Genomic DNA, 25,165 nt, shown 5'->3' with positions numbered 1-25,165 from the left:
GGTCCCAAGCGGCATGAGACGACAAGACGAATCACAGGAATGGATGTGGGCCAAGGCATTGGCCGCCCTGGACCGTGCCGAGCGCCTGCACCGCCAGTTTTTTCGCCCGGGCCGCGCCAGTGAGCCGAGCTGGGAACCCCCGGTGGACGTGCTGGAGAACGACCGCGAGGTGCTGATCTACGTGGCCCTGCCCGGCGTTTCGGTCTCCGAGGTGCGCGCGGTCATCGACGGCATCATGCTGACCGTAAGCGGGCGGCGCGCGCCGCCCGCGTGCATCGGTGAGGCGGTGATCCACCGCCTGGAGCTTCCGCAGGGTCGATTCGAGCGGCGTATCCAATTGCCTCCCGGGCACTATGCGGGTGTGCACGTGGAAACTGATCGCGGATGCCTGGTGATCAGCCTGCAAAAGACCCGAGGGAACGCGTATGAATGAGTTCGAACCACATCCGCCTCGTGCCACTGCCGAATCCGGCGCTGGCGACCTCGTGGGTGCCGAAGGCGCGGCTGCCGACGACCGGCCGGCAGACCCCGCTGCATCCGACGCGACGGCGCCTGCGCAGTCCACCATGCAGGCGCTGCCGCCGGGCGTGTTGCCGGTGGTCGCGGTACGCGATACGGTCCTTTTTCCCGGCACGGTATTTCCGCTGGCGATCGGCCGTGCGGCTTCCGTCCGTGCGGTGCAGCATGCCATGCGCGCGGAAAGTCCCGTCGGCATCCTGCTGCAACGGAACGCGGAAACCGTCGACCCGGCTGCGGACGACCTGCACGGGGTTGGCACCATCGCCAACATCTTGCGCTACGTGAACGCGTCTGATGGCGAGCACCATATCGTCGTGCAGGGACTGCAGCGCTTCCGCGTGCTGGAGTTCGTGGAAGGGCAGCCGTTCCTGGCCGCCCGGGCCGAGCCCGTCGCAGACCCTGAAGAGCAGGGCGCGGAAATCGAGGCCCAGATGTTGTTCCTGCGCCGGCAGGCACTCGAGGCGCTGCAACTTCTACCCAGCGTGCCACAGGAGTTGATCGTCGCCGTGCAATCGGTAGGCAGCGCGGGCACCTTGGCCGACCTCGTTTCTGCCTATCTCGACATCCCCGTCGGCGAAAAGCAGGAGCTGCTGGAAACGGCGGACCTGATCGCACGCATCGAGAAGGTGTCGGCGATCCTCGCCAAGCGCATCGAGGTCATGCGCCTGACGCGGGAGATCGGCCAGCGCACCAAGGCCACGTTCGACGAGCGCCAGCGCGAGGCGATCCTGCGTGAGCAGATGGCATCCATCCAGCGCGAACTTGGCGAGCAGGGCGGCAAGTCGGAGGAAGTCGCCGAGCTCGAGAAGGCCATCGACGCCGCGCAGATGCCGGATGCCGCGCGTGAGATTGCACACAAGGAATTGCGCCGTTATGAACGCATGTCGGAAGGTGCGCCTGAAACGGGCATGGTGCGCAACTACCTGGATTGGCTGACCGCGCTGCCCTGGGCCGAACCGGAGCCGCGGCCCATCGACATTCACGAGGCGCGGCGCGTGCTCGACGAGGACCACTTCGGCCTCGACAAGATCAAGCAGCGCATCGTCGAGTTTCTCGCGGTGAGGAAGCTCGCGCCTCACGGCAAGGCGCCGATCCTCTGTTTCGTCGGACCACCGGGGGTCGGCAAGACCTCACTCGGCCAGTCCATCGCACGCGCCATGGACCGGCCATTCGTGCATGTCAGCCTCGGCGGCGTGCACGACGAGGCGGAAATCCGTGGGCACCGCCGCACCTACATCGGGTCGATGCCGGGCAATATCATCCAGGCTATCCGCAAAGCCAAGGCGCGCGACTGCGTGATGATGCTGGACGAAATCGACAAGATGGGTCGCGGCGTGCAGGGTGATCCTTCCGCGGCGATGCTGGAAGTGCTCGACCCGGCGCAGAACTCGACTTTCCGGGACAACTATCTCGGCGTGGCGTTTGATCTCAGCCGGGTCACCTTCCTGACGACGGCCAACATGCTGGAGACGATTCCGGGTCCGTTGCGCGACCGCATGGAAATCATCCCGCTGGCGGGCTACACCGAAGGCGAGAAGTTCGAGATTGCACGCCGCTACCTGGTCCGCCGCGAGATGGAAGCGAATGGTCTACGCGCCGGGCAGGTGACGGTCACCGACGCGGCGCTGCGCCAGATCATCCGCGACTATACGCGTGAAGCGGGCGTGCGCAATCTGCAGCGGGAGATCGGTCGTGCGCTGCGCCACGCTGCGGTGCGGATCGCGGAAGAGGGTGGGACCGGGCACGTGGACATCGGCGCGGACGCGCTGCACGCAATCCTCGGACCACCGCGCTTCGAAAACGAGACGGCGATGCGTACCAGTACCCCGGGGGTGGCAACCGGGCTCGCGTGGACGCCGGTCGGCGGGGACATCCTGTTCATCGAGGCGACGAGTTTTCCAGGCAAGGGCGGGTTGATCCTGACTGGCCAGCTCGGCGATGTCATGCGCGAAAGCGCCCAGGCGGCACTGTCGATCGTCAAGCATCGCGCCCACGAACTGGGTATCGACGAAAAACATCTCGGTCGCATCGATATCCATATCCACGTGCCGGCAGGAGCCACGCCCAAGGACGGCCCCAGTGCCGGCGTGGCGATGTTCACTGCGCTGGTTTCGCTGCTGACCGCCCGTACCGTGCGCAGCGATACCGCGATGACCGGTGAAATCAGCCTGCGCGGCCTGGTGTTGCCGGTTGGCGGCATCAAGGAGAAGATCGTGGCCGCCGCAGCCGCAGGCATCACGCGGGTCATGCTGCCAGCGAGGAACCGCCGCGATTTCGAGGAAATCCCCGCCGAAGCCCGCGAGCGCGTGGAGTTCATCTGGCTGGAGCGCGTGGACGACGCGGTTGCCGCCGCATTGGAGCCGGCTCCCGGCCGGGCGGAGATGGAGTCACTGCAGTAACAACGACACACGAAGCGTCGACTGCGCGCATCGGAAAAGATCATGCGCAGCGTTGTAGTAGCCTCGGGCCGGTCCATTGCCAACCAAGAACGGCTTGCATGAGCACCTATAATCTCGATGCGTTCTTGAAACCTGCGTCCGTCGCCCTGGTGGGAGCGAGCCGGCGGCCGGGTTCGGTAGGCGCGGTAGCGGCGCAGAACCTGGCCGGCTTCCCCGGCCGCGTCTTTCTGGTCAATCATCATCTTGCCCTCGACACCGCCAGCGGTGTCTATCCACGGGTCGACCAACTGCCGGAAGCACCCGGGCTGGCGATCGTCGCGGTGCCGGCACCGGCGGTTCCGGCCGTCATTGCCGACCTGGGCAAGCTCGGTACCCGCGCCGCGGTGGTGTTGTCGGCTGGGTTTGCCGAAATCCCGGCGGGCAGTGGCGGCAAGACCCTGCAGGCCGAGCTGCTTGCCGCCGCGCACGTCACCGGCATGCGCCTCCTGGGGCCGAACTGCATCGGCATGCTGGCGCCGCACGCCGGTCTCAATGCCGGTTTTGCCCAGGCCCTGCCGCCGCCCGGGCAGCTCGCGTTGCTGTCGCAGTCGGGTGCCGTGCTGACCACGCTGATCGACTGGGCCATCTCCCGCGACGTCGGTTTTTCCGCCTTGGTCTCCTTGGGCGAGATGGCCGAGGTGGACGTCGCCGACTGGCTGGACTACCTGGCCACCGACCCGGGTACGCGGGCCATCCTGCTGTACCTGGAAAGCGTCAACGACGCGCGCAAGTTCATGTCCGCTGCACGGCACGCGGCTAGGCTCAAGCCGGTGATCATCCTGAAGTCCGGACGCACCCCAGCGGCAGCCAAGGCGGCCGCCTCGCACAGCGGTGCGCTGGCGGGCGGCGACAAGGTGTTCGACGCGGCCTGCCGGCGCGCGGGCATCCAGCGCGTGGCGACCTTGCTGCAGATGCTGGACGCGGCCGAGATGCTGGCCAGGCCGCGCATGTTGTCCGGCGATCGCCTGGCCCTGCTCACCAACGGCGGCGGCATGGGCGTGCTCGCGGCCGATCAGTTGTTTGGTTCCGGTGGGCGCCTGGCGACGCTGGGCGAGGCGACGCATGCGGCGCTGGATGCGGTGTTGCCCCCGGCCTGGTCGCACGGCAATCCGGTGGACATCGTCGGCGACGCAGGCCCGGAGCGCTATCGCGCCGCGCTTGGTGCGTTGCTCGCCGCGCCCGAGGTCGATGCCGTGGCTGTGATGTACTGCCCGACCGGCATGGGCGACGCCGCCGCTGCCGCCGATGGTGTGGTGGCCGCACTCGACGCCGGAGCACTGCGCAAGCCGGTGCTGACGGCGTGGCTCGGTCCACTGGCCGACGCGGCGGCGCGGGCCGCGTTTGCGGCTCGTGGCGTTCCCAATTTCGGTACGCCCGAAGCGCTGGTGCGCGGCTTCATGCAGTTGGTGGACCGGCATCGCCAGCAAACCCAGTTGAGCGAAACCGTACCGGCGTTTCCGTTGCGCGGCGTGAGCCAGCGCCAGAAGGTACGCGAGTTGATCGACGGCTGGCTGCGCGATGGCGTGGATTGGCTGGACGAGGCCGATGCCAAGCATCTGCTCGCCACCGCCGGCTTCGAGGTCAATGCGACGCGGCGTGCGGCGACGGCGGACGAGGCAAGGTCGGCGGCGCAGTCCATTCCGGGGCCGTACGCGGTCAAGATTCTGTCCCCGGATCTGCTGCACAAGAGCGACGTGGGCGGCGTCGCGCTCAACGTGGAAAGTGCCGACGAAGTGGCGCGCGTGGCGGCCGGCATGATCGAGCGCCTGCACGCCACCTATCCGCAGGCGCGCCTGTCCGGGGTTTCGGTGCAGTCCATGGTGGCCCGTGCGAATGCCCACGAGCTGATTGCGGGCCTGACCATGGATCCAATCTTTGGCCCGGTGATCGTGTTTGGTGCCGGCGGCGTGGCCGTCGAAGCGATGGACGATACGGCGCTGGCGCTGCCGCCGTTGAACGTGAACCTGGCGCGCGACCTGGTGGCGCAGACGCGCATCCATCGCGTGCTCATCGGTGCCAAGGGGCGCCTGCCACCGGCCGACTTGCCGCGGTTGTACGCGCTCCTGATCCGCCTGAGCGAACTAGTGTGCGAGTTTCCCGAGATCGTGGATCTCGACCTCAATCCCATCCTGCTGAGCCCAGGAGGCTGCATCGCCATCGATGCGCGGGTTCGGCTGCACGCCGTACCTGCCGGTACGCCGAGTCGATTGGCCATCGTGCCCTATCCGCGCGAGCTGGAGCAGCCTTTCGTGTTGCCCGACGGTCGGCGTTGCCTGCTGCGCCCAATCCGCGCCGAAGACGAGCTGCCGATGCGCGAGGCGTTTCGCCAGCTGTCGCCGGAGCGCCGCTACATGCGCATGTTCGCCGCGCTCGACGAACTGCCGCACGAGCTGGCGGCGCGCGCCACGCAGATCGACTATGACCGCGAAATGGCATTTGTCATTGCCGAGGACAAGCCAGCCGGCGAGGCGGCGTTGTACGGCGGCGTGCGCCTGCTCAGCGACGCCAACCGCGAACGCGGCGAATTCGCCATCACCGTCACTGACACGCTGGCCGGCCACGGCATCGGCCGCCGGCTGATGCAGGTGCTGATCGATTACGCCAAGAGCCTCGGCCTGCGCGAGGTGGCCGGCGACGTGTTGGCCAGCAATCAGCCGATGCTGGCCCTCTGTCGCAGCCTGGGTTTCCAGTCGACGCGCATGGAAGGTGACGTCGTGCGGGTGCGCCTTGTCCTCTGAAGGTGGGGTCAGAGGGAGTTGATACGTGTCAACTCGACCCAGGGTGGGCGTGGTTAGTGTCGTAACCGATAGATATCAATGGCCAACTACAGGGAGCCTGACATGTACACGACCTTGATGGTGCACCTCGAACTGGACGCCGACCATGGGCCCCTGCTCACCGTCGCGGGCGACCTGGCCGAACGCTTCGACGCCGACGTGGTCGGCATCGTCGCCTGCCAGCTCGTACGCGTCGTCGTCGGCCATGGCGTGGTCCCGGTCCAGGCGTTCGAGAGCGACCGCGACGAGATCGAAGCGCAGATGGGCCAGGCTGAACAAGTCTTTCGTGCCGCGCTGGCCAAGCGTGCCGATCGCCTGCACTGGCTGGGCCTGATGACCGCAGGGCCGCCGACCGATGCGGTCGTGGCGCAGATGCGTGGCGCCGACCTGCTGATCACGGCGGTCGATGCGCAGGCCAGTTGGGTCGGCCCTGGCCGGCGCGTCGGCGTGGAAGACCTGGTGATGCGCATCGGCCGGCCAGCCCTGGTCATACCGGCGCGCGCGCATAGCCTGGTGCCGGATCGCATCCTGGTGGGCTGGAAGGACACCCGCGAGACCCGGCGGGCCGTCGCCGATGCGTTGCCGCTGCTGCGGCTGGCCAAGCAGGTCGTCGTCGCCGAGGTAGTCACCCAGGAGCCACAGCTGCCGGCAGCGCGCACGCATACCGAAGAGGTATGTACCTGGCTGCAGCGGCATGGCGTCACCGCCGAGCCGCAAGCCTTCGCTACCGGCGACCAGTACGTGGTATCGCTGGACGCGATCGCCGAGCAGGTGGGCGCCGACCTGATCGTCGCCGGCGCCTACGGGCATAGCCGCATGCGCGAGTGGGCGCTGGGCGGCGTGACGCGCGACCTGCTCAAGTACTCCAGGCGCTGCTCGCTGCTCTCGCACTGACGCGGCGCGGGCCCATCGGCTTTGAGGATGCGACAAGCGACCGCGGTCACCGGCCGCCCGGTAACAGCAATTCTTAAGCAACATGCGCAACCGTATGGATGAGCCGGCACGCAGGACGCCCTGCCGGCGCGACCCGCAGTCGTGGGCCGTCCGCAACGAAAGCATGGCGTCCGGTGGTTCCTACGTGGAGTTCAACGACATGACTCAGGATCTCCGTAATGACCGTTATCACGCGCTTTCCATCAGCGTGCACTGGCTCACCGTGGTGCTGCTGGTCGCTGTCTATGCCCTGATCGAACTGCGCGGCATTTACCCCAAGGGCAGCGCAGCGTCCGAGTTGATGAAGACCTGGCATTTCATGCTGGGCCTGACCGTGTTTGGCGTCGTGTTCGTGCGCCTGGCGCTGCGTGCGATCTTTCCCCCACCGGGCATCGAGCCGCCGCCGCCGACCTGGCAACACGCGCTCGCCAAGCTCATGCATCTGCTGCTCTACGCCTTCTTGCTGATCATGCCGATCCTTGGCTGGCTCACGCTCAGCGCCAAGGGCAAGGTGATTCCGTTCTTCGGCCTGGAACTGCCGCCGCTCATTGGTGCCGACAAGGGCTTGGCCGGGTCCCTGGAGGACATCCACGAGACCATTGGCACGCTGGGCTACTACCTGGTCGGCCTGCACACCGCTGCGGCGCTGTTCCATCACTACATCACGCGCGACAACACCCTGCGGCGCATGCTGCCGCGGCGCCAGCGGAGCCTGGCGGGTTGAAGCATTGGCTGGCTGGCGATGCCTTGACGCCCAGTTCGCGCCAAGCGCATCGCCCGCGTCCACTACACATGAGGTTGCGCGGCACCACCGGTTGGGGGATCCAACCCGTGCCTCACGGCCGCACGGTGACGGTTCAGCCGCGCAGGCTGCGCACCAGCATGAATACGGCCACGGCGGCGATGGCCAGCGCGAAGATCAGGTTCAGGGCGCCACGGGTCCGCGCCAGGCGGGTTGCGGCCAGCGCGCCCAGCCAGCCGCCCATGGCGCCGCCGAGGATGAACTCGGCGGTGACCGCCCAGGCGACGAGGCCGGAGCGCGCGTAGTTGACCGCGGCGGTGAGGCCGAAGGCACCCACTGCGAACAGCGAGGTACCGATCGCCTGGATGATCTCCATGCCGCTGGCGAACATCAGTCCCGGCACGATCAGGAAGCCGCCGCCGATGCCAAAAAAGCCGGCCAGGCTGCCGGTACCCAGCCCCACGGCGCCGAGGCGCGGGTACATGCCGGGCAAGGGATAGCGGTCGCCGTGGCCGCGCCGGCCACGCAGCATGAAGCCGGCCACGACCAGCATGAGCAGCGCGAACAGGACCAGCAGGTGGCGGCCGTCGACCGCCTTGCCCAGGCTGGAGCCGGCAAACGCGCCGACGACGCCCGCGGCCGCAAATGCAAACGCCGCCTTCCAGCGCACGTGTCCGGCGCGGGCATGCGGGATCAGGTTGGCAAACGCATTGACCGACACCGCCAAGGCGCTGGTGCCGATCGCCAGGTGCGGGTCGTGGACGCCCACGACGTACAGCAGCAGCGGCACGGCGAGGATCGAACCGCCGCCGCCAATCAAGGCCAGCGAGAACCCCACCAGCGAACCGCAGGCGATGGCAAGCGCGGCCTGCAGGAGCGCTGGCTCAAGCATGCCGATGTCGACCACAGGGGAGGAGGTGCGCGCTCAGAGTGCGTCCAGCGGGATCTTCAGGTAACGCCTGCCATTGTCTTCGGCGGGCGGGAAGTAACCCGCGCGCATGTTCACCTGCACGGCGGGCAACAGCAGTTGCGGCAGCTTCAGGGTGGCGTCGCGGGCGTTGCGCATGGCCACGAACTCGGCCTCGCCAATGCCGTCGCGGGCGTGAATGTTGCCTGCGCGCTCGGCGGCCACCGTGGTTTCGTGTGCATACTCGTCGCGGCCCGGTGCCTTGTAGTCGTGGCACAGGAAGATTCGCGTTGCGCCGGGCAGGGCGAAGATGCGGCGGATCGAGCGGTACAGCGTGGCCGCGTCACCATCGGGGAAATCACAGCGTGCCGTGCCGTAGTCCGGCATGAACAGCGTGTCGCCGACGAACGCGGCGTCGCCGATCACGTGCGTCATGCACGCTGGCGTGTGGCCAGGCGTGTGCAGCGCGGTGGCAGGGATGGAGCCCAACTGGTACTGCTCGCCGTCCATGAACAGGTGGTCGAACTGGCTGCCATCGCGGGCAAAGCCCTCGCCGGCGTTGAACAGCGTGCCAAAGCGGTCCTGCACGCGGCGGATGTGTTCGCCGATCGCAAGCTTGCCCCCAAGCTCACCTTGCACCCAGGGTGCGGCCGAGAGGTGGTCGGCGTGCACGTGGGTTTCGATCACCCAGTCCACCGCCAGCTCCGCGGCCCGTGCGAACGTGACCAGCGCCCTCGCCGATTCGTGGCTGGTGCGCCCGGATGCGGCCTCGTAATCGCGCACCGGATCGATGACGGCCGCCGCGCGCGTGGCTGGATCCCAGACGACGTAACTGAACGTGCTGCTCAGGGGATGGAAGAAGGCCTTGACCTCCGGGCTTGCCATGCGTACGCCCCCTTGGGGAATCCGGCTTTGTCTGCAAGCGCTCAACGCGCGCCCTTGCGTTGCCGGGGCTTTTCCACGGCAGCGCAATAAACATCGTACAGCGCGCCGATGACTCGTTCGGCTGGCCCGGACTCGAGCGCATACCAGATGGTTTGCGCCTCCCGTCGGGTGCGCACCAGCCCCTCGGCCCGCAGCTTGGCCAGATGCTGCGACAGCGCCGACTGGCCCAGGTCGGGCAGGCATTCGTTGATCTGGCCGACGGACATCTCCGCATCCATCAACAGGCACAGGATGCGCAGGCGCTGGGCATTGCCCAGGGCCTTGAGCAGGCTCGAGGCTTCGGTCGCGTGGGCCTGCATCGCGGACAGGTCGGCATTCTCGGGCAAGGACATGCGTTTCATTGGGCGGCTCGGCTGGGGAAGCGTCCGGATGGTTGACTTTACCACGACATGCTAATTAAGCTGTGTCTAATGTAATCGTGCCGGCGTCCCATTGCGGGTTGATTCTGGTCAATCGCCAAGGCGGGTAACCCCCCAGACTGGGTCACCTGGTTTGGTCCATCAAGGCAAGGCGAGCGAGGGCGTGAATCATGGCCAACATTGTCATCCTGGGTGCAGGTATCGGCGGCATGTCGGCCGCTTACGAGATTCGCGAGGCGGTCGGCAGCGGGCATCAGATCACGGTGGTCGGGGACGGCCCGATGTTCAACTTCACGCCGTCCAATCCCTGGCTTGCCGTCGGCTGGCGCCAGGCCGACGACATCCGGCTGGATGTCACCCGTCCCATCGAGTCCCACGGCATGCGTTTCGTGCCGGTCGGGGCACGCAAGGTGATGCCGGAAACCAATCGCGTCGAGCTGGTCGACGGCAACCATCTTGATTACGACTATCTGGTCATTGCCACCGGGCCGCGCCTGGCGTTTGAGCGGGTGCCCGGCAGCGGGCCCGAGGGCTACAGCCAATCGGTTTGCACTGGGCCGCATGCGGAGAAGGCCTGGTCCAACTACCAGGAATTCCTCAAGCACCCGGGCCCGGTGGTGGTGGGCGCAGTGCAGGGTGCGAGCTGCTTTGGTCCGGCCTACGAATTCGCGATGATCCTGGATACCGACTTGCGCCGGCGCAAGCTGCGCGACCGCGTGCCGATGACGTTCGTGACTTCCGAGCCGTACATTGGCCACATGGGCCTGGGCGGCATTGGCGATTCCAAGGGCCTGCTGGAATCGGAGCTGCGCCAGCGCCACATCAAGTGGATTGAAAATGCCCGCGTGACGTCGGTGGAACCGGGCAAGGTCAGTGTCGAGCAGCTCGATGAACGCGGCGCGGTGGCGAAAACGCACGAAGTGCCGTTTGCCTACTCGATGTTGATACCGTCCTTTGCCGGCGTCGATGCCGTGCAGGGCGTCGAAGGCCTGGCCAACCCTGGTGGCTTCATCCTGATCGACGCCTACCAGCGCAATCCCAAGTTCGCCAACGTGTTTGCCGCCGGCGTGTGTGTCGCGATCCCGCCGGTCGAGGCCACGCCGGTGCCGACCGGCGCGCCGAAGACCGGGCTCATGATTGAATCGATGGTGACCGCGATCGCGCGCAACATCCGCGACGACATCGCGCGCAAGCCGGTGCGCGCCCGCGCGACCTGGAACGCGCTGTGCCTGGCCGACATGGGTGACCGCGGCTTCGCGTTCATCGCCTTGCCGCAGATTCCGCCGCGCAATGTGACCAAGGCCATGACCGGCAAGTGGGTGCACTTGGCCAAGGTGGCTTACGAAAAATATTTCCTGCGCAAGATGCGCAAGGGCCAAGCCGACCCCGTATACGAAAAGTACGTCATGAAGGCGTTCGGCATCGAGCGGCTGAAACCGGATGAGAAAAGCGGCGCCTGAAGCGGTGCCGCCGGCGGGGAGTGCGAATGGCGCCACTCCCGGGGTGTCCAGTTGGAGGAAGTCATGTATTACATCGTTGAAACCGAAAAATCGTTCGCACAGGCCGTCGCCGATCTGGACGCTGCGGTCAGGCGGCATCAGTTTGGTGTGCTGCACGTGCATGACTTGGGCGCCACGTTGCGCAGCAAAGGCATCGATTTTGCCCACGAGTGCAAGGTGTTCGAGGTATGCAGCCCAAAGCAGGCTGCTGCCGTGCTGGCGATCGACATGCAAATCAACATGGCCTTGCCCTGTCGCATTTCGGTGTACGCCAAGGACGGCAAGACGCGGATCGGCATGATTCGCCCCGAGCAGATGCTGGCGCAGTTGTCCGACGATCCGCGACTGGCCGCGATTGCCATCGAGGTCGAGCGGGAAACCCGCGCCATGATCGATGAGGCGCGCTGAGTTCCTCACAGGGCTGGATCGACAGATTTCCTTCTCGTTTTCTTGCTGGAGGTCAACATGAACATCGACCGCGCCGTATTTGCCTTTGCCGGCACCATGGTCTTGCTGGGAGTCGCGCTGGGCTACTTTGTCTCGCCGTGGTGGTTGCTGCTGCCGCTGCTCGTCGGCGCCAATCTGCTGCAATCGGCGTTCAGCGGATTCTGCCCGCTGGCGCGAATCCTGGGCCGGCTGGGCCTGAAGCCTGGTTGCGCTTTCCACTCCTGACCTGACGGATTGCGAGTTGCCGTGATGACCTTCGACCTGCGCCAATTCGCGCTGGCGGCCGCCTTCGCTGCGCTTGCGGCTTGTAGTGGCAAACCTCCCGCCACCACTGGGGCGCCCACGCCTGTCGCGCTGGACGGCATCGTCGTACAGACGCAGTCGGTACCGGGCCGGCAGGTCTGGGATGGGGTGGTCGAGGCGGTGCAGCAGGTCACGATCACCGCCCAGACCAACGCCCGCGTCGTCGCGCTGCCACACGAGGTCAACGACCGCGTGGCCAAGGGCGACGTGCTGGTGCGCTTCAGCGATGTCGAACAGGCGTCGGCACGCCGGGCGGCGCAGGCCATGCTTGCGTCGGCACAGGCCGGGTATGACGATGCCCAGTCCAGCTATGCGCGGATCGCGGCAGTCTACGCCAAGGGCTATGTGTCGGCCGCGCAGATGGATCGCGAGCGTGCCGGCCGTGACGCGGCACGCGCGGCGCTCGATGCCGCCCAGGCCCGATTGCGCGAAGTGGCGCAGCAGCTCGACTACACCGTACTGCGCGCCCCGTTTGCCGGCATCGTCACCCACCGCTACGTGCATGTGGGGCAGGCGGTCCAGGCCGGCCCACCGACGCCGCAGCCCCTGATCCAACTGCAGGCGCTGGATGACCTGCGGGTCAACGTCGAGGTTCCGCAAAGTGCGGTCGACCCCATTCGTCGCCAGCGTGCCGCCGAGGTATCCACGGCGGACGGCGGGCAGGTGGCGGCCGCGGGCGTCGAGGTCTTTCCCTATGCCGACCCGTCGACGCATACCTTCAATGTGCGCGTGCTGCTCCCGGCCGGGGCGGCCGGCCTGTATCCAGGCATGACGGTCAAGGTGGCGTTTGCCGCCGATGCAACGCGGCGCATGACGGTACCCGTGTCGGCGCTCGTCCAGCGCGGCGAGCTGGTCGGCGTGTACGTGATTGGCGGGCATGGCGTCACGCTGCGCCAGCTGCGGATTGGTGACCGCAACGACGGTGAGGTGGAGGTGCTGGCCGGGCTGGACGCGGGGGAGCGCGTCGCGCGTGACCCCCAGGCCGCCGTGGCCTGGCTGGTCGCACACCGCAACGCTGGCGCTGCCGGCGATGAGTGAGACGCCAAAGCTGCGCATCGCCGGACGCATAGCCCGCGCGTTCCAGGCCTCGCAGATCACGCCGTTGCTGGCCTTGGCCGGCTTTCTGCTCGGCATTGCCGCGGCCATCGTCACGCCCAAGGAGGAAGACCCGCAGATCGAGGTCACCATGGCGAACGTCATGGTGCCGTATCCCGGCGCGAGCGCGCGCAGTGTCGAGAATCTCGTGAGCTTTCCGCTGGAGCAGAAGCTTTCCGAGATCAAGGGCATCAAGCACACCTATTCGGTAAGTCGCCCCGGCATGGCCGTGGTGACGGTGGAGTTCGACGTGGGCGTGCCACGCCAGCGCGCGCTGGTCGACCTGTACAACCAGCTCTATTCCAATGCCGACTGGATCCCCCGCGGGCTCGGCGTTGGCCAGCCGCTGGTGAAGCCCTATGGCATCGACGACGTGCCGATGATGGCGGTCACGCTGTGGTCGGATCGCCCCGAGACCACGCCCGAGCAACTCGCGCAAGTGGCGCACACGCTGGAGACCGACCTCAAGCGCGTGCCCGGCACGCGCGACGTCTACACCCTGGGAGCGCCCGACCGCGCGGTGCGCGTCGAGCTCGATCCAGCCAAGCTCGCCAGCCATGGCCTGACGGTGGCGGATCTTGCGCGCAGCCTGCGCGCGGCCAATGTGGCGGAAGATATCGGCAGCACGGTTGGCGGGAATCGGGACCAGCCGCTGCAGGCCGGCAGCCTGCTCGTGCACGGGCGCGACGTCGCGCAGCTCGTCATCGGCCTGTCGGGCGGCAAGCCCATCCATCTGGCCGACGTGGCCCGGGTGGTGGCAGGCACGAACTACACGCAACGCCTGGTTTCCTTCGGTGCACCGCCTGGTCGGGCCGGGCCGCGCACCGGGCTCGCCCCGGCGGTGACCCTGGCGATCGCGAAGAAGGCCGGCAGCAACGCGCACGACATTGCCACGGCCATCAGCGATCGGCTGGACGCCTTGCGCGGCGTCGACATTCCCCAGGGGATGCACGCCACCGTGACCCGCGACTATGGCGAGACCGCCAATGCCAAGGCCGACGAGCTGCTGCTGCACCTGGCCCTGGCCGCGTGTGCGGTCGTACTGCTGGTCCTGCTTGCGCTCGGCTGGCGCGAAGCGGTGACCGTGGGCGTGGCGGTGGTGGTCACGCTGGCGATCACCTTGTTTGCGTCCTGGGCGATTGGCTTCACGATCAACCGCGTGTCGCTGTTTGCGCTGATCTTCTCGATCGGCATCCTGGTCGATGACGCGATCGTGGTGGTCGAAAACATCCACCGGCACATGACACTCGGTCGCAAGCCGCTGCTCGAAGCCATACCGCCGGCGGTCGACGAGGTGGGTGGGCCAACGATCCTGGCCACGTTCACGGTGATTGCCGCGCTGCTGCCGATGGCCTTCGTCGGCGGCTTGATGGGGCCGTATATGCGGCCAATCCCCATCAATGCCTCGGTCGGCATGCTGATTTCGCTCGCGGTGGCATTCGTGGTCACGCCCTGGCTGGCGTTCCATCTGCTGCGTCGGCACCAACCCGCGCTGGGCAACGCGGAAGGCGCGGCGCCGGCGCGCGGGACTTCGCGGCTCGATCGCTTCCTGCAGCGCGTGTTCCAACGGGTCATGGCACCGTTCCTCGGCACGCCAAAGGCTGCGCGCAACCGCCATCGCCTGTTCCTCGGCATGACTGCGCTCGTGCTGCTTGCCGCCGGCCTGGCTGGGGTGAAGCTCGTGATCCTGAAGATGCTGCCCTTCGACAACAAGTCTGAATTCCAGGTGGTGCTCAACATGCCCGAGGGCTCGACCCTGGAGCAGACGAACCGCGTACTGGTGGACATGAGCCAGGTGCTGGATCGCGTGCCCGAGGTCAAGGACTATCAGCTTTACGCCGGCACGTCGGCGCCGATGAATTTCAACGGCCTCGTGCGCCAGTACTACCTGCGCAACCAGCCCTACCAGGGCGACATCCAGGTCAACCTGGTCGACAAGGATGCGCGTGAGCGGCAAAGCCACGATATTGCCCTGGCCGTCCGCCAGGCGCTGGCCGCCGTGGCGCAGCGCCACCGCGCCCACCTGGTGGTGGCCGAGGTGCCACCGGGGCCACCGGTGATGGCACCCATCGTGGCGGAAATCTACGGGCCGGATGAGCAGGGCCGGCGTGAGGTCGCGCGGTCCATGGAGCGCTTGTTCGCGGCGACGCCGGGCATTGCCGATGTCAACCGCAGCGTCGAGGATACGCAGGCGACGCGCCGGGTGCTGGAAGTCGACCGCACGCGTGCCGCGACGCTCGGTGTGAGCCAGGCAGAAATCGTCGACGCCTTGCGCGCGGGGGTGGGCGGGGAACCCGCGGGCTATCTGGGCGACCCGGACGCCAAGTATGCGGTGCCGATCCTCCTGCGCCTGCCGCAGGCCGACCTGGGCTCGGTCGAGGCCATCCTTGCCCTGCGCGTGCGCTCGGCGAGCGGGCAACTCGTGCCGCTGGCCGAGATGGTGAACGTGGTCGGGCAGCCGTGGGCCGATGCGATCTATCACAAGGATCTGCTGCCCTACACTTTCGTCACCGGCGACGACGCGGGCAGCGAGGACAGCCCGGTCTACGGCATGTTCCGGCTGGTGGGAAAGATCGCGCACACCGAGCTGGCCGGTCACCGGCTGCAGCAGGAATTCATCGGGCCACCGCTCGACGATACCGGTTATTCGGTGCGCTGGAGCGGCGAATGGGAAATCACCTATGAGACCTTCCGCGACATGGGCCTGGCCTACTCGATCGGCTTGCTGCTGATCTACCTGCTCGTGGTCGGCCAGTTCAAGAGTTACGTGGTGCCGCTCATCATCATGGCGCCGATTCCGCTCACCGTGATCGGGGTGATGCCCGGCCACTGGCTGCTGGGCGCGCAGTTCACCGCCACCTCGATGATTGGCATGATCGCGCTCGCCGGCATCATCGTGCGCAACTCGATCCTGCTGGTGGATTTCGTCAACCATTCGCTGGCCGCCGGTGCCAGCCTGGAGCAGGCCGTGGTGCAGGCTGGCGCGGTGCGCGCCAAACCCATCATCCTGACGGCCCTCGCCGCGATGCTGGGCGCATTCTTCATCCTCGCCGACCCGATCTTCCAGGGACTGGCGGTATCCCTCATCTTCGGCGTGCTCGTTTCCACCGTGCTCACCTTGCTGGTGATCCCGTTGTTGTATTACGTGTGGCTCAGCCGCGGTGGCGCGCATCGTCCTGCCGACGTGCACGCATGATTTGAGGTCATGGTCCGGGTTCGACGCGGCGGACAGGACGGGTTGGCGTTCGGGTGTTCCCTTTGATGCTGGGGTGCTGGATCACTGCGCAATGGCCAGGGCACCGCCGTCATTGTAACGTGTACGAAGGGCGGTATGCGCCGGGCATGTTCCTTTGGGATACGTCCCGCGCTGGCAATCTGCAACGCTTCCACGGTCCGTTGGCCCGGATGGCCGGCAGGTCGCCGCCAGTCTTCCACGCGCAGGAGGGCATGGCCGCGCGGGGTCGCGGACATGCAGGCACATCGACGCGTCGGCCGCGGCCGACTGACATGCATCCAGGAGTTGACCATGAGTGAGACCGAGGTACTTGGCATCACCTTGACCCAGGAAGCGGATTTCGCATTCCGCATCACCTTCGATGACCCCGGCATGCCGGCGCTGCATACCGATGAGCCCGCACCGCTGGGCAGCGGCAGTGGGCCGAACCCGTCGCGGCTGCTGCTGGCAGCGGTGGCGAACTGCCTGGGCGCCAGCCTGCTGTTTGCACTGCGCAAGTACAAGAACACTCCGGGCACGCTCGTTGCCCACGCCAAGGCGTATCTGGGGCGCAACGAGCAGCAGCGCCTGCGCGTCACCCGCATTGAAGTGACCATCGACTTGCCCGAGGCTGTCGGCGACTACGCGCACGCCGAACGCCTGCTCGGACAGTTCGAGGATTTTTGTGTGGTCACCGAAAGCGTACGCAGCGGAATTGAGGTCGACGTAAGTGTGCGTGACGCCAGCGGCGCCATCGTGCATCACGGTCCGGCTGCCTAGCCGTGATCTCTCGGATGGCGTCGGCGCAGCCCGGTCCTGCGTGGCTCAGCAGAACCGCAAGACATCACCGTTGCGATCGAAGGCGGCAAACTCCGCCACGCGCCCGTTGTTGATCGCATTGACCATGAAGCGCAGCGGCTGGGCGGCCTCGTCGGTCGACGGGGCCACGCCGGCGCGACCGGAGAGGCTGGCGACGAACATGATGTCCCAGTGCTGGCCGGTGGCCATGGACTCCTCGACCAGGGCGGCGAAGCCGGCAACTTCCTCCGGCGCCTTGTCCACGCACAGGCTTGGCGACAAATTGCCGCCCTCGCCGGCCTGCATGCGCGCGCGTTGGGCTTCGGTCGCCGCCTGCGGCAACTCGACGCGGACAAACGTGAAGAGGAGACGTTGCGGCTGGGATTGCCGGCGGCTGGCGTCGAGCAGGTCCTGGAAGCTGGTCAGGGTCATCGCGGCGGCTGGGTCGGGAGGCGCAGGGGAAACTACCATGCGTCGCCAGGCCACGGGGGTATAGTCGTGACAACGTGCCGCACCGGCGGTTGATGTCGGTCAATTGGGCGCGCGCAGGCGCTGCTTAGCCTGATTCCGGCGTGGGATTCCTGCCTCGATCCGACCTGAAGGTGGGTGCTCGTGTCCTGCACCGGAGCGCGGGCGGCGTGCCCCCACACCTGGATTCGATTGGAGGTAGAGATGGCCCTGGCAGCGGAACCCGACAGCGCTTTCCACATGGCCGACATTCGCGACAAGCGGCCGACCCGGCGACGGGCGGTCGCGGTGGGCGAGCTGCTCGCCGGCCCGGTGGCCTGGCCGCTGATTGTCGAGCGCCGCCTGCCGAAAGGCGATGCGCTGGCCATGGCGGAGGTGGCCGGGCTGCAAGGCGCCAAGCAGGCGTCGTCGCTGATGCCCCTATGCCACCCGCTGCCGCTGGAACTCGTGCGCGTGCGCTGCGAGCCGATTGCCGCGCGCCAGTCGGTCCGCGTGTATTGCGAGGTGGCGACCGAGGCCCGCACCGGGGTCGAGATGGAAGCGCTGGCCGGCGTCAGCGCCGCGCTGCTGACCGTGTACGACTTGAGCAAGCCGGTGGAGCCGGCCCTGGCCATGGAGGGCATCCGCCTGTTGTTCAAGGAAGGCGGCAAGAGCGGCCTATGGCGGCACCCCGCGGGTATGAGCGAAGCCGAATGCGCGTATTACCGGCCGCGCGGCACGGCCCGCCTCGACGATGTGCCGTGCGCCGTCATCACGCTCAGCGACCGGGCGCATGCCGGCAGTGCCGAAGATCTTTCCGGACCGCTCCTGGTGCAGCGCCTGGCCGCGCTGGGGGCGCGCGTGGAGCGGGTAGAGCTCCTGCCTGATGGTGTTGAGCCGCTGGCCACGCGGCTGCGCGAGCTGGCGCAAGCGCGGATCCGCCTGTGCCTGTGCACTGGCGGTACCGGTCTCGGGCCGCGCGACTTCACCCCGGAGGCGCTGGCGCAGGTTGCCGACCGCGACGTCTCCGGGCTGGCCGACATGCTCCGCAGCGAGGGCGCGCGCCACACGCCGCTGGCCTGGCTGAGCCGCGGCACGGCGGCACAGGTCGGGGACATGCTGGTGGTGACGCTGCCGGGCAGCCCGCGGGCAGTGCGGCAGGACATCGACATCCTCGCGCCGCTGCTGGCCCACGCGCTGGCGATGCTGCATGGTGGGGGACATCCGTGATCGGATATTACCAGGCCTTGGCGACCATCCTTGCCCGCTCGCGCCGGTTGCAGCGCGAGCGCTGCCCTTGCGATCAGGCATTGGGCCGCATCCTGGCCAGGGCGGTGGTCAGCTCGATCGACCTGCCAGCGCGTGACTGCAGCGCGACCGATGGCTTTGCGCTGCATGCCGCCAGCGGGCCGGCACCAGCCGGGAGCGTGTATGCGCTGCGCGGAAGACCGGTGGCCGGGGACGCATCGGCGCCGGCCACCGGCAGCGCCTGGGAAATCAAGGCCGGTGCGCACCTGCCGGCGGGCACGGACCGTGTGGTCGCCGTGGAGCAGGTCGAGGTCGTGCGTCGCGATGCCGCTGGCCAAGCGCTGGACATCCGCCTGGGTGCCGGGATCGCCCGTGGCCAGCACGTGCATCGCCGCGGCGCGGACGTGGCCCGCGACGCCACAGTGATGGCTGCCGGCGATCTCGTGCAGGCGCAGCACCTGGCCGTGCTTGTCGCGCTCGGGATCAGGCAGGTGGACGTCGTGCGGCGTCCGCGGCTGGCGGTGATCTGCATCGGCCGTGAGCCGGCCAACGATCCACGGCAGCCGGTCCAGGCGGAGTCGACGCGCAACTGCAACGGGTCGTTCTTGGCCGCTCGCGCGGTCCTGGCCGGTGCCGAGGTCGTGTACCGGCAAAGCGTGGTCGACGATCCGGCGACACTGGAGCAGGCACTGTCGCGGGCGCTGCAGGCAGGTGCCGATGTCGTCGTGAGCGTGGATGGGGTTTCCGCGGCGCGCCATGACGGCGTGCCGCAGACGCTGCGTGGGCTCGGGGCCAGCGTGCACTTCCAGGAGGTGCGCATCCGTCCGGGCCAGCCGGTGCTCTTTGCCAGCTTGACTGGAGACGCCCTGTATTTCGGACTGCCGGGCGATCCGGTGGCCAGTGCCGTGGGCATGCGTTTCCTGGTCGAACCCGCCTTGCGCCGCCAGCTTGGCCTGCCGCTGGAGCAGCCGCTGCGCCTGCCGCTCGGGCTGCCGTTCGACAAGCAGGTGCCATTGCGTTGCTTCCTGAAGGGCCGGGCCGAGCTGGACCGGGACGGCCGGCTGTGCGCGGCCGTGCTTCCCGGGCAGGAGTCGTTCCGGGTGCGCCCACTGCTCGACGCCAACACCTGGGTGGTGGCAGCCGAGGACCTCGGCTACAGTGCACCCGGTAGCCTCGTCGACGTGTATGGCCTGGGGCACCTGCAGCCACCGGTGATTGGAGTCACGGGATGAAGGTCGAAGTCAGCTTGTTTGGGGCTTTCCGCGACTACACCACCACGTCCCTGGTCGTCCTGGAAGTTCCCGTCCAGCCGTGCGTGGCCGACCTGCGCCGCGCGCTGTCGGCGCATGGCCAGGCGCACTGGCCAGGGTTCAAGGAAGGCTTGCTGCAGCGGTCGGCCTTTGCCACCGAGAGCAGCGTGCTGCGCGACCACGAGCCCATCCCGCCGGGCGCACGCATCGTGGTGCTCCCACCAGTCGGGGGCGGCTGAAATGGACGGCTTTCACGGTGTCATTGTGGACGTGGCGCAGCGGCGGATTGATCCGGCGGAAGCGCTGGCGTTCGTTTCCCATCCGAGCTGTGGCGGGCTGTCGTTGTTTGTCGGCCAGGTACGTGAACACAACCTGGGTCGCGCGGTGGTTGGCATCAGCTACGACGTCTTCGACCAGCTGGCGCTGACCGGCTTTGCCGAAATCGCCACGCGCGTCCGGGCGCAGTACGGTTCCCAGCTGCGCATCTACATGGCTCATGCCAAGGGACGGCTCGCCGTCGGCGACGTCGCCTTGGCCGTGGCGGTCGGTGCGGTCCACCGCGACGAGGCGTTCCGCGCCTGCCGCGAGGCCGTCGAGGTGCTCAAGCACGGCAGCCCGATCTGGAAGCAGGAGCATTACCCGGACGGCAGCAGCGAGTGGAGCGAGGGCTGTTCGTTGTGCGAGGGCGAACCCTCGCCTGTCGCCGGCGCCGCGCATGTCGCGCATGCTGGACATGTCCACGGCTGAGCCCGGCGACCGGAAGTTCGGCGGCCCCAGCGATACGCCCGGCCTGGCGTGCCTGCGCAACGGCAACACCCCTGACGAGTGGCGGGAGGTGGCGACATGAAACTGCAGATCGATGGCCAGCAATGGCGCCTGCGGGTGGACGAAGATGAATTGCGGCAGCTCCTTGCTGGTCGGCATCTGGCCATCCGCAGCCTGCTGCCTGAGGCGAACGTCCTGGGTGTCGGGCTTGGGTTGACAGCCGAGGCCGCGGCGCGTTTCGAGCAACTTGGCGACGGCTGGCGGATTCTCCTGCCGGCCGCGGCGATCGATGCCTACGTGGCGCGCCTGCCCAGTCGTGACGGTGTGAGCTTCGCGTGTCCGGTACGCCCCGACGACGTGCTCACGCTGAGTTTCCAGGTGGACGTGCGCGACAGCATCCGCAGCCGTCGCCGCGCCCCTCGCCGCGCCTGACCCCTGTTGTCCGCGCCACACCCTGCGGCGTGAAGTCGCAGCCCCATCGTGCCCACGCCGGGCTGGCACGGGCTGAACCTACGCAAGCGTATGTGTGTCGCGGCCTGCGCCGCTCCGACACCTGCCGCCCGTTGCCGGAGAGCTGCCCACGGCCGCCGAGCGTGATTGATTGAAGTCAACCGGTGATGGAAACCGCTCGCCTAGTCTGCGTTGGTCGGGGTGCTGGCGACTCCGCCGGAGCGCCGGCCAGCACTACGCAGGGTCGTACCACCGGGAGGTTTCCGCATGAGCCATTTCCTCGACCGGCTGCAGTTCTTCAAACGCAGCACGAGCACGTTTGCCCAGGGTCACGGCGTCACCCGCAGCGACAACCGCGACTGGGAAAACGCCTATCGTGCGCGCTGGCAATACGACAAGATCGTGCGCTCCACGCACGGCGTGAACTGCACCGGTTCGTGCAGCTGGAAGATCTATGTCAAGAATGGCCTGGTCACCTGGGAAACCCAGCAGACTGACTACCCGCGAACGCGTCCGGACCTGCCGAACCACGAGCCGCGCGGTTGTCCGCGCGGGGCCAGCTATTCCTGGTACCTGTACAGCGCGAATCGGCTGAAGTATCCGCTGGTGCGCGGCGCGCTGCTGCGCATGTGGCGACAGGCGCGCAAGTCCATGACGCCAGTCGAGGCTTGGGCCAGCCTCGTGGAGGACCCGCAGAAAGCCAAGGCCTACAAGAGTCGCCGCGGCATGGGTGGCTTCGTCCGCGTGCACTGGGATGAGGCCAACGAGATCGTCGCCGCGTCGAACCTGTATACGGCGCGCCAGTACGGTCCCGACCGCGTGGTGGGCTTCTCGCCGATCCCAGCCATGTCGATGATTTCCTATGCTGCCGGCGCACGGTACCTCTCGCTCCTGGGTGGCGCCTGCCTGTCGTTCTACGACTGGTATTGCGACCTGCCACCGGCCTCGCCGCAAGTCTGGGGCGAACAGACCGACGTGCCGGAGTCGGCCGACTGGTACAACAGCCGCTACATCATCGCCTGGGGCTCGAACGTGCCGCAGACGCGCACGCCTGACGCGCACTTTTTCACCGAGGCACGCTACAACGGTACCAAGACCGTGGCGATCTGCCCCGACTATTCCGAGCTGGCCAAGCTCACTGACCACTGGCTGCACCCCAAGCAGGGTACCGATGCCGCACTGGCGTTCGCGCTCGGCCACGTCATCCTGAAGGAGTTCCACGTCGAGCGGCCATCGGCGTATTTCACCGACTACTGTCGCCAGTATTCGGACATGCCGCTGCTGGTGCGCCTGGAGCGGCGTGCCGACGGGCGCCTTGTGCCCGAACGCTTCCTGCGCGCCAGCGACCTGGGTGGGCTGGGCGAGGCCAACAACCCGGAATGGAAGACCCTGGCCTACGATGAGGTGAGCGGCGAGCTGGTGGTGCCACACGGCTCGGTCGGCTTCCGCTGGGGCGAGCAAGGCAAGTGGAACATCGAGGAGCGGGACAGTGCCGGCCGCGACACCCGATTGCGCCTGAGCCTGGACAACGTTGCCCAAAGCGTGGAGGCGGTGAGCTTCCCGTACTTCGGGGGCGTCGAGCACGCCCACTGGACCGCGTCGAAGTTTGCCGACGTGCTCGAGCGCAATCTGCCGGTGCGTCGGCTGCAGCTGGCCGACGGCCAGGCATGGGCGGTGGCAACGGTGTACGACCTGTTGCTCGCGCAATACGGCGTCGACCGCGGCTTTGGCGGCGGCAACGTCGCCGCCAGCTTCCAGGACGACGTGCCGGGCACGCCGGCGTGGCAGGAGAAGATCACCGGCGTGCCGCGCGCCGAGGTGATCGAGATTGCCCGCGAGTTTGCGCGCACCGCCGACAAGACCCGTGGCCGCAGCATGATCATCGTCGGCGCCGGCATGAACCACTGGTTCCACAACGACATGAACTACCGCGGCCTGATCAACTTGCTGGTCATGTGCGGTTGCGTCGGCCAGACCGGTGGCGGCTGGGCGCATTACGTGGGCCAGGAAAAGCTGCGGCCGCAGAGCGGATGGCTGCCGCTGGCCTTTGCCCTGGACTGGTCGCGGCCGCCACGGCAGATGAACGGCACCTCGTACTACTACTTCAACACCGACCAGTGGCGCTACGAGAAGGTCAAGGTCGCGGAGCTGCTCTCGCCGCTGGCCGCACCCGAGAAATATTCCGGTTCGCTCGCCGACCTCAACTTGCGCGCCGTGCGCATGGGCTGGCTGCCGTGCGCGCCGCAGCTCAACCGCAACCCGCTGCAGGTGGCGCGCGACGCGACGCAAGCCGGCCAGGCCCCTGCCGACTACGTGGTCGGCCAACTGAAGGAGGGCAAGCTTGATTTCGCCTACGCCGATCCGGACGCGCCGCAGAACTTCCCGCGCGCAATGTTTGTCTGGCGCTCGAACCTGCTGGGTTCTTCCGGCAAGGGTCACGAGTACATGCTGCGCCACATGCTGGGCACCCGGCACGGCCTGCAGGGCAAGGATCTCGGCGCCATGGGCGAGCTCAAGCCCGAGGAGATCAGGTGGCGCGACGAGGCGCCGGAGGGCAAGCTCGACCTGCTGGTCACGCTGGATTTCCGCATGTGCACCACCGCGCTGTATTCAGACGTGGTGCTGCCGACCGCCACCTGGTACGAGAAGAACGACCTCAACACCTCGGACATGCACCCGTTCATCCACCCGCTGACCAAGGCGGTGGACCCGGCGTGGGAGGCGCGCAGCGACTGGGACATCTTCAAGGGCATTGCGCAGGCAGTGAGTGCGATGGCGCCGGGCGTGCTTGGCGTGGAACAGGACGTGGTGCTGGTGCCGACCCTGCACGACACCCCGGGTGAACTGGCCATGCCGTTCGACGTGCGCGACTGGAAGCGTGGCGAATGTGAGCCCATCCCCGGCCGCACCATGCCACAGGTCACCGTGGTCGAGCGCGACTATCCCAACCTGTACCGCAAGTTCACCTCGCTCGGGCCGCTGCTGGACAAGCACGGCAACGGCGGCAAGGGCTTGCAGTGGGACACGAAGGACGAGGTCGGCTTCCTCGGCCAGCTCAATCACCGCGTGGAGGAGCCGGGGGTCAGCCAGGGCCGGCCGCAGATCGATTCGGCGATCGACGCCTGCGAGGTGGTGCTGCACCTGGCGCCGGAGACGAACGGCCACGTCGCGGTCAAGGCCTGGCAGGCGCTGGGCCGCTTCACCGGACGCGAGCACACCCACCTGGCGCGGGGCAAGGAGCACGAGGCAATCCGCTTCCGCGACATCGTCGCCCAGCCGCGCAAGATCATCTCCTCGCCGATCTGGTCCGGGCTGGAGGATGACCACGTCAGTTACAACGCCGGCTACACCAACGTCCACGAGCTGATCCCGTGGCGCACGCTGACCGGACGCCAGCAGTTCTACCAGGACCACCAGTGGATGGTGGCGTTTGGCGAGGGCTTCATGGGCTACCGCCCGCCGGTCGACACCAAGACCATCGCCCCGCTGCTTGGCAAGCGCGGCAACGGCCATCCGGAGGTCGTGCTGAACTTCCTCACGCCGCACCAGAAGTGGGGCATCCACAGCACCTACAGCGACAACCTGATCATGCAGACGCTGTCGCGCGGCGGCCCCATCGTGTGGCTGAGCGAAGACGATGCGCGCACGGCCGGCATCGAGGACAACGACTGGATCGAGCTGTTCAACGTCAACGGCGCGATCACCGCGCGCGCCGTGGTCAGCCAGCGCGTGATGCCGGGCATGGTGATGATGTACCACGCGCAGGAGCGCATCGTGAACATCCCGGGCTCGGAGATCACCGGCACCCGTGGCGGCATACACAACTCGGTCACCCGGGTGGTGTTGAAGCCGACGCACATGATTGGCGGTTACGCCCAGCTGGCGTACGGCTTCAACTACTACGGCACCTGTGGCACGAACCGCGATGAGTTCGTCATCGTACGCAAGATGCACACCGTCGACTGGCTGGACGACGGGCAGCTCGCCGACGGCAACCCGGCGGGAACGATTGGCCTGGAGGGGCACTGA

The 25,165-nt window shown here is 67.4% G+C and carries 21 protein-coding genes; 17 read left to right on the top strand and 4 right to left on the bottom strand.

The annotated features are described in order from the left end of the window. Positions 1-13 precede the first annotated feature (13 nt). The 5 genes from AC3WJB_RS01280 (at position 14) to AC3WJB_RS01260 (ending at position 7,391) form a co-directional block, all read left to right on the top strand. Positions 14-433 (top strand): Hsp20/alpha crystallin family protein, encoded by a 420-nt coding sequence (locus tag AC3WJB_RS01280; protein ID WP_492677927.1) that lies wholly within the window; start codon positions 14-16, stop codon positions 431-433. Next, a complete protein-coding gene (gene lon / locus AC3WJB_RS01275) occupies positions 426-2,918 on the top strand; it encodes an endopeptidase La (protein ID WP_492677925.1) in 2,493 nt (830 codons plus the stop codon). Before AC3WJB_RS01280 ends, lon begins: the two co-directional genes overlap by 8 nt. Before the next feature lie 98 nt (positions 2,919-3,016). Continuing rightward, the gene (locus AC3WJB_RS01270) at positions 3,017-5,695 is read left to right on the top strand and encodes a bifunctional acetate--CoA ligase family protein/GNAT family N-acetyltransferase (RefSeq protein WP_492677923.1); all 2,679 of its coding nucleotides are present in this window, start codon (positions 3,017-3,019) and stop codon (positions 5,693-5,695) included. A 102-nt stretch (positions 5,696-5,797) separates the two neighbouring features. Then, a complete protein-coding gene (locus tag AC3WJB_RS01265; RefSeq protein WP_492677921.1) occupies positions 5,798-6,628 on the top strand; it encodes a universal stress protein in 831 nt (276 codons plus the stop codon). Positions 6,629-6,827: 199 nt separating this feature from the next. After that, a complete protein-coding gene (locus tag AC3WJB_RS01260; RefSeq protein WP_492677919.1) occupies positions 6,828-7,391 on the top strand; it encodes a cytochrome b in 564 nt (187 codons plus the stop codon). Positions 7,392-7,524: 133 nt separating this feature from the next. Here the strand turns inward: AC3WJB_RS01260 and AC3WJB_RS01255 are convergent, their stop codons facing one another. The 3 genes from AC3WJB_RS01255 to AC3WJB_RS01245 are packed head-to-tail and all read right to left on the bottom strand — an operon-like array spanning position 7,525 to position 9,593. Next, a complete protein-coding gene (locus AC3WJB_RS01255; RefSeq protein ID WP_492677917.1) occupies positions 7,525-8,301 on the bottom strand; it encodes a sulfite exporter TauE/SafE family protein in 777 nt (258 codons plus the stop codon). Positions 8,302-8,334: 33 nt separating this feature from the next. After that, positions 8,335-9,201 (bottom strand): MBL fold metallo-hydrolase, encoded by an 867-nt coding sequence (locus AC3WJB_RS01250; protein ID WP_492677915.1) that lies wholly within the window; start codon positions 9,199-9,201, stop codon positions 8,335-8,337. A 41-nt stretch (positions 9,202-9,242) separates the two neighbouring features. Further along, complete coding sequence (locus tag AC3WJB_RS01245) at positions 9,243-9,593, bottom strand: ArsR/SmtB family transcription factor (protein ID WP_492683022.1); 351 nt, start codon at positions 9,591-9,593, stop codon at positions 9,243-9,245. Positions 9,594-9,790: 197 nt separating this feature from the next. Here AC3WJB_RS01245 and AC3WJB_RS01240 point away from each other — a divergent pair, with 197 nt between their 5' ends. The 6 genes from AC3WJB_RS01240 to AC3WJB_RS01215 all read left to right on the top strand — a co-directional run bounded on the left by AC3WJB_RS01240 (position 9,791) and on the right by AC3WJB_RS01215 (position 16,958). Further along, positions 9,791-11,080, top strand: a complete 1,290-nt coding sequence (locus tag AC3WJB_RS01240; RefSeq protein WP_492677913.1) for an NAD(P)/FAD-dependent oxidoreductase — start codon at positions 9,791-9,793, stop codon at positions 11,078-11,080. Between the two features lie 63 nt (positions 11,081-11,143). Beyond that, positions 11,144-11,527 carry a DUF302 domain-containing protein gene (locus AC3WJB_RS01235; protein ID WP_492677911.1) on the top strand — a complete coding sequence of 128 codons (384 nt, stop codon included), beginning with the start codon at positions 11,144-11,146 and terminating at the stop codon, positions 11,525-11,527. 57 nt (positions 11,528-11,584) lie between these two features. Further along, the gene (locus tag AC3WJB_RS01230; protein WP_492677909.1) at positions 11,585-11,791 is read left to right on the top strand and encodes a YgaP family membrane protein; all 207 of its coding nucleotides are present in this window, start codon (positions 11,585-11,587) and stop codon (positions 11,789-11,791) included. 24 nt (positions 11,792-11,815) lie between these two features. Further along, a complete protein-coding gene (locus AC3WJB_RS01225; RefSeq protein WP_492677907.1) occupies positions 11,816-12,907 on the top strand; it encodes an efflux RND transporter periplasmic adaptor subunit in 1,092 nt (363 codons plus the stop codon). Further along, on the top strand, positions 12,900-16,160 hold the full coding sequence (locus tag AC3WJB_RS01220; RefSeq protein WP_492677905.1) for an efflux RND transporter permease subunit: 3,261 nt from the start codon (positions 12,900-12,902) through the stop codon (positions 16,158-16,160). The genes AC3WJB_RS01225 and AC3WJB_RS01220 overlap by 8 nt, the downstream gene beginning before the upstream one ends. A 330-nt stretch (positions 16,161-16,490) precedes the next feature. Continuing rightward, positions 16,491-16,958 (top strand): OsmC family protein, encoded by a 468-nt coding sequence (locus tag AC3WJB_RS01215; RefSeq protein ID WP_492677903.1) that lies wholly within the window; start codon positions 16,491-16,493, stop codon positions 16,956-16,958. Positions 16,959-17,003: 45 nt separating this feature from the next. On the opposite strand, the gene AC3WJB_RS01210 is transcribed toward AC3WJB_RS01215, so the two are convergent. Next, on the bottom strand, positions 17,004-17,408 hold the full coding sequence (locus tag AC3WJB_RS01210) for a ribonucleotide reductase subunit alpha (RefSeq protein ID WP_492677901.1): 405 nt from the start codon (positions 17,406-17,408) through the stop codon (positions 17,004-17,006). Positions 17,409-17,648: 240 nt separating this feature from the next. On the opposite strand from AC3WJB_RS01210, the gene moaCB reads away from it, so the two are divergent. The 6 genes from moaCB (at position 17,649) to AC3WJB_RS01180 (ending at position 25,165) form a co-directional block, all read left to right on the top strand. Next, positions 17,649-18,653, top strand: a complete 1,005-nt coding sequence (gene moaCB / locus AC3WJB_RS01205; RefSeq protein ID WP_492677899.1) for a bifunctional molybdenum cofactor biosynthesis protein MoaC/MoaB — start codon at positions 17,649-17,651, stop codon at positions 18,651-18,653. Further along, a complete protein-coding gene (locus AC3WJB_RS01200; protein ID WP_492677897.1) occupies positions 18,650-19,903 on the top strand; it encodes a molybdopterin molybdotransferase MoeA in 1,254 nt (417 codons plus the stop codon). Before moaCB ends, AC3WJB_RS01200 begins: the two co-directional genes overlap by 4 nt. Then, on the top strand, positions 19,900-20,160 hold the full coding sequence (locus tag AC3WJB_RS01195) for a MoaD/ThiS family protein (protein ID WP_492677895.1): 261 nt from the start codon (positions 19,900-19,902) through the stop codon (positions 20,158-20,160). Before AC3WJB_RS01200 ends, AC3WJB_RS01195 begins: the two co-directional genes overlap by 4 nt. 1 nt (position 20,161) lies before the next feature. Further along, positions 20,162-20,668 carry a molybdenum cofactor biosynthesis protein MoaE gene (locus AC3WJB_RS01190; RefSeq protein WP_492677893.1) on the top strand — a complete coding sequence of 169 codons (507 nt, stop codon included), beginning with the start codon at positions 20,162-20,164 and terminating at the stop codon, positions 20,666-20,668. 96 nt (positions 20,669-20,764) lie between these two features. Then, positions 20,765-21,118, top strand: a complete 354-nt coding sequence (locus AC3WJB_RS01185; protein ID WP_492677891.1) for a hypothetical protein — start codon at positions 20,765-20,767, stop codon at positions 21,116-21,118. A gap of 285 nt (positions 21,119-21,403) precedes the next feature. Next, the gene (locus AC3WJB_RS01180; protein WP_492677889.1) at positions 21,404-25,165 is read left to right on the top strand and encodes a nitrate reductase subunit alpha; all 3,762 of its coding nucleotides are present in this window, start codon (positions 21,404-21,406) and stop codon (positions 25,163-25,165) included.

The organism is Rhodanobacter sp. FW510-R10 (genome assembly GCF_058781105.1).
This window is presented reverse-complemented; position numbering and strand designations above follow the sequence as displayed.